Source organism: Leisingera sp. F5 (genome assembly GCF_001593695.1).
Genome location: NZ_LUKH01000156.1, coordinates 1 through 4,707, shown reverse-complemented (window position 1 = coordinate 4,707; position 4,707 = coordinate 1). Strand labels below are relative to the sequence as shown.

Below are 4,707 nucleotides of genomic sequence, written 5' to 3'. Positions count from 1 at the left end.
GAAGACAAGAACCAGGACATTCAGCACCAGAAGTGCGAGGTACAGTGCCACGACAAAATCCATGTCGTTCTGAAACAGTCCCGGCCCTGGCACCACGTTATGCACATAGAAGACCGACAGCATCATCGCCGTCAGCGCTTCTCCCGGAATGCCCAGCGCCAAGAGCGGCACCATGGCTGCAGCCGGAACCGCGTTGTTGGCAGTTTCTGCCGCGATCAGCCCTTCGGAAGACCCGTTGCCAAAGTCTTGCGGCCGTTTCGAGGTTTTCTGCGCATAGGTGTAGGAGATGAACTGCGCGGTGAACTCCCCCACGCCGGGAACCATACCCATCAGCACGCCGAAGGTTGCTGAAACCCCTGCAACGCGGGGATGGCGCGTCAGTTCGCGCAGGCCCTGGAACATGCCGCCGCGCAGGCGGGTCATGCGCACCTTCTCGTCCTCATCCGTCAGCAGTACAAAGGCCTGCGAGATGGCAAACAGCCCCAGAACCACCACGATCAGGTTGATGCCGCCGCCCAAAAAGTCCTGCCCGAAAGTATAGCGCTGGGTGTATTTCACCGGCTCCAGCCCGATGGTCTGCAGAAAGATACCGAAACAGGCCAAGGCACCCGCAATCAGCGCGTGGCCGCGGTGTGCGACCACCACCAGGATCAGGCCTAGAAGGGCCGCCAGGAATATCTCGCGCGAGCCGAACATTGGCGCAATCTTGGCCAGCACCGGAGCGAACAGGATCAAGCAGATGACCGAGAAGATACCGCCAAAGAAACTGGCGGAATAGGCCAGGCTCAGAGCGCGGCGCGGCTCTCCGCGCGCGGTCATCGGGTAGCCGTCGTATGTGGTCAGCGCGTTGACCGCGGTGCCGGGCGTATTGATCAGGATCGCCGGGATGGCACCTCCGTACATGGAGGAGCCGTAGATCCCCAGCAGCACCGTCAGGCCCACAATCGGGTCCATCGAAAAGGTCGCAGGCAGCAGGATCGCAATGGCGACAGCGGGACCGACGCCGGGAATGGCGCCGATCAGCACGCCCCCGACCGAGCCCGCCAGCAGCGCCAGCGCCACGTCCCAGCGCATCAGGATGTCAACGGCAGAAAGGATAAGGTCCATGACGGGCACTCAGAGATAGAGAATAAAGAAACTGCGCAATGACCCCGGCAGATACTCATAAAGCATCGCCCCCGGGATCTTGACCGACAGAACAGCCTTGAACAGCACAACCACGACCACAGCAAAGGCGGCACTGATCCACAGCATGAACGGGCTGCGATAGCCCATCCGCCAGCTGAGCAGAGGCATGAAGGCCAGTGTCACGGGCAGATAGCCGATGATCGGCACCAAGAGGACATAGCCCATGAACCAGCCCGCGAATTCCAGCACCTGCGCCCAGCGTTTGACCTCCCGCAGGTCATAGCGGCTGACCCGCCGCCAGGGCAGTTTGTACAGATGCAGCCCGCCCATAAGCACCATGCCGCCAATTGCAACCGCGGGCCAGAACCGCGGCTGGGCGAACAGCTTGGTTTTATTGACCCAGGCGGTCTGATCCCCAATCAGAGCCAGCAGCAGCAGCGCGGCCACCACCAGAAACAGGGCAAAAACCAGCTGGCCGCGCCGCGGTCCGGCAAAGCGGTGTTCACGTTCCGATGGCATGTGAGATGTTCTTTGTCCGCGCGATTTGAAAAGTCACCGGGACCCGTCAGGGCCCCGATGCAGGGGGGAGGATTACTCCGACAGCAGGCCGCTGATGCGGGCCATGGTGCCGATATCATTGGCAACCCGTGCCGCGCTGTCGTCGGCGCTTTGCCAATAAACCAGCGCGCCGGTTTCCTTGGCGACATTCTGGGCGCGCTCGCTCATCACGGCCTTTTCCGCGACCGCGATGATCTTGTCGCGCACATCCTGCGGCGTGTCCTTGGTCACGAACAGACCGTTCCATAGCGCGATGTTCAGGCTCTCGTCCAACTCGCCGATGGTCGGCGCGTCGGGGGCCAGCGGGATGCGCTGATCCGTGATTGAGACCAGCACCTTGACCTGATCCAGGCAGGGCAGCACCAGCTGCAGGGTGGTGTTGATCACATCCGCATCGCCCGAGGCCAGCGTGTTGCAATCCAGCGCATCAAAAGCCGCGTCCGAACCCCACTCGAAACCGGCGTTCTTGGCATAGGCCTTGGTCACCTGGGTCGGGGTCAGCACATCGCCGAAATGGCCCAGCGCCACGTCGTTTTCTTTGGCATAGGCCGCCAGCTCTTCCATCGTGCTGTAAGGTGCATCACCGGACGTGGCGATCACAAAGGGATAAGTCAGGAAGATTCCCAATGGGTCGAATTTCTCGGGCGTCAGCGGCGGGATGTCGATCTGGTGGCCCATCACCGGCACGCCGATCACGAAAGAGCCGACGGTGTAACCATCGCTTGGCGCGTTGGCGACTTCAATGGCGCCGGGAAACGGCCCGCCGCCGCCGCCCGGCTTGTTCACCACAGCAGCCGCAACGCCGTATTCGTTCTGGAAATCCTCGGCGATCATCCGCGTCAGCACGTCCTCCAGATCACCCGGCGGCCACGGCACGATAAAGTTCACCGGCTTCTCCGGATATTCGGCCTGCGCGGCAACCGCGCTCAGCCCCAGCGCCGCCGCAGCTGCGGCCCCTTTCATGAGGGTCTTGAGTTTCATGGCTTTCCTCCCAGTTTTCTTTTCGGCTTCAGCCGTGGTTTATTATTTGAACCGTTGGTTTGAATTTAGATTGACAGCCTGCCCCGTTATCTGTCAACAAAATTGCATCAAAGGTGCGTCTTTTTCCAAAAGCACCACCTGCCAAGATCAAACAGGGAGTACGGGCGGACACATGGGAACGGTATCCAAAGCCTTGTCATTGTTGACGCATTTCAACCACGGGCGGGCCGGAATCGGGCTCAGCGATCTGACGCGCCTGTCCGGCATGAACAAGGCCACCGTCTACCGGCTGATGAGCGAGCTGCAGGAATCAGGCTTTGTCGAACAGACCGACGGCGACCGCATGTACCGGCTTGGACCTCAAGTTCTGCGCTTGGCCGCCCTTCGCGAGGCGGCGGTTCCAATACTTTCGGTCTCGCGCCGGGTGCTGCGCGATCTGAGCGACGAGACCGGCGAAACCACTCACCTGTCGCTGTTGCAGGGCAGCCAGCTGAACTCATTGTCGCACGCCTATTCACCGCGTCACGCAACCAAGGTGATGATGGAGGATGCCGAAGTGCTGACCTTTCACGGCACCAGTTCCGGCATGGCAGTGCTGGCCTTTGCCGACCCCGGATTTGTGGTTGATATGCTGGCACAGCCGCTGCAGGTCCACACCCCCGAAACCATCACCGACCCGCAGGAAGTCCGTGCCCAGCTGGCAGATGTCCGCAGCACCGGCATAGCCCAGTCGATCGGCGGGTTTGAGGCCGATGTGCACTCCCACGCGGTGCCAGTCTTTGGCCCCGACCGGCAGGTGATCGGCGCCCTGGCCGTGGCCGCGCCGGTGTCCCGCATGACCCCAGAACAGAAACAACGGATCCCCGCGGCCCTGCGCCGCGCGGGCGCCGCCCTCACCCATCGCATCGGCGGCTCGGCACCTGCGGACTATCCGCAGGACGGCGCCGTCTGATTTCCCCCTCTCCGGCCCCGGCGCGGGCCGCATCCAGGAGCTGACCCCATGAAAGACTCCAACTTCCTGAAAGAGCACAACGCCAAATCCCTCTGGCACCCGATGGCGCATCCCGGCGACAGCCTAGCCAATCCGCCTGCGATCATCACTTCCGCACAAGGGGTGAAGATCACCGACATCGACGGACATGAAGTGGTGGATGCCGTCGGCGGCCTGTGGAACGTAAATCTTGGCTTTTCCTGCCAGCCCGTGAAAGACGCGATTGCCGCGCAGCTGGATGTGCTGCCCTACTATTCCACTTTCCGTGGCACCACCAACGATCAGGTGATCCAGCTTGCCGAGGAGCTGCGCAAATTCTTCGCCCCCGACGGCCTCACCCGCGCCTTCTTCACGTCGGGCGGCTCTGACTCGGTGGAAACGGCCCTGCGGCTCGCCCGCCAGTACCACAAAATCCGCGGCGAGGCCGGGCGCACCAAGTTCCTGAGTCTGAAAAAGGGCTATCACGGCACCCACATGGGCGGCGCCTCGGTGAACGGAAACGCCAATTTCCGCACCCAGTACGAGCCGCTCTTGCCCGGCTGCTTCCAGATCCCCGCGCCCTACACCTACCGCAACCCATTCAACGAGACCGACCCGGAACGCCTCGCCCAGCTGTGCCTGCAAGCACTGGAGGACGAGATCGCCTTTCAAGGCGCTGGCACCATTGCTGCCTTCATCATGGAACCGATCCTGGGCGCCGGCGGTGTGATCCCGCCGCATGCCAGCTTCATGCCCGGCGTGCGCGAGATCTGCTCAAAGAACGGTATCCTGCTGATTGCCGATGAGGTCATTACCGCTTTCGGCCGCACCGGATCATGGACCGGATCGCGCCACTGGGGCGTGCAGCCCGACATGATGGCGACGGCCAAAGCGATCACCAACGGTTACTTCCCTTTTGGCGCCGTGATGATCGCCGATCACATGACGGAGACTTTTGAGAAGGACACTACCGGCAAAGCCGCCATCGGCCATGGCTACACCTACTCCGGCCATCCCGTAGGCGCCGCGGCAGCGCTGGCCTGCCTGCAAGAGACCCTGCGCCTGAACGT

At 62.1% G+C, this 4,707-nt stretch carries 5 protein-coding genes; 2 read left to right on the top strand and 3 right to left on the bottom strand.

What is annotated here, in order from left to right; all coding sequences use genetic code 11:
• The 3 genes from A2I95_RS26245 to A2I95_RS26235 form a co-directional block, all read right to left on the bottom strand.
• Positions 1 to 1,107, bottom strand: a 1,107-nt coding sequence (locus A2I95_RS26245; RefSeq protein WP_291734647.1) for a tripartite tricarboxylate transporter permease, incomplete at its 3' end; no start/stop codon positions are given.
• 9 nt (positions 1,108 to 1,116) lie between these two features.
• Positions 1,117 to 1,647, bottom strand: coding sequence for a tripartite tricarboxylate transporter TctB family protein (locus tag A2I95_RS26240; RefSeq protein ID WP_027256351.1), 531 nt, complete (start codon positions 1,645 to 1,647; stop codon positions 1,117 to 1,119).
• 72 nt (positions 1,648 to 1,719) lie between these two features.
• The gene (locus A2I95_RS26235) at positions 1,720 to 2,667 is read right to left on the bottom strand and encodes a tripartite tricarboxylate transporter substrate binding protein (RefSeq protein WP_291734645.1); all 948 of its coding nucleotides are present in this window, start codon (positions 2,665 to 2,667) and stop codon (positions 1,720 to 1,722) included.
• Between the two features lie 172 nt (positions 2,668 to 2,839).
• On the opposite strand from A2I95_RS26235, the gene A2I95_RS26230 reads away from it, so the two are divergent.
• Both A2I95_RS26230 and A2I95_RS26225 read left to right on the top strand, forming a co-directional pair.
• Positions 2,840 to 3,619, top strand: a complete 780-nt coding sequence (locus A2I95_RS26230) for an IclR family transcriptional regulator (RefSeq protein ID WP_291734643.1) — start codon at positions 2,840 to 2,842, stop codon at positions 3,617 to 3,619.
• A gap of 48 nt (positions 3,620 to 3,667) precedes the next feature.
• Positions 3,668 to 4,707, top strand: a 1,040-nt coding sequence (locus tag A2I95_RS26225) for an aminotransferase class III-fold pyridoxal phosphate-dependent enzyme (protein ID WP_291734641.1), incomplete at its 3' end; no start/stop codon positions are given.

Bases quoted from the DNA above. Each gene is read 5' to 3' on its own strand.
- A2I95_RS26240 (WP_027256351.1), bottom strand. From the start codon at position 1,647: ATGCCATCGGAACGTGAACACCGCTTTGCCGGACCGCGGCGCGGCCAG.
- A2I95_RS26235 (WP_291734645.1), bottom strand. From the start codon at position 2,667: ATGAAACTCAAGACCCTCATGAAAGGGGCCGCAGCTGCGGCGGCGCTG.
- A2I95_RS26230 (WP_291734643.1), top strand. From the start codon at position 2,840: ATGGGAACGGTATCCAAAGCCTTGTCATTGTTGACGCATTTCAACCAC.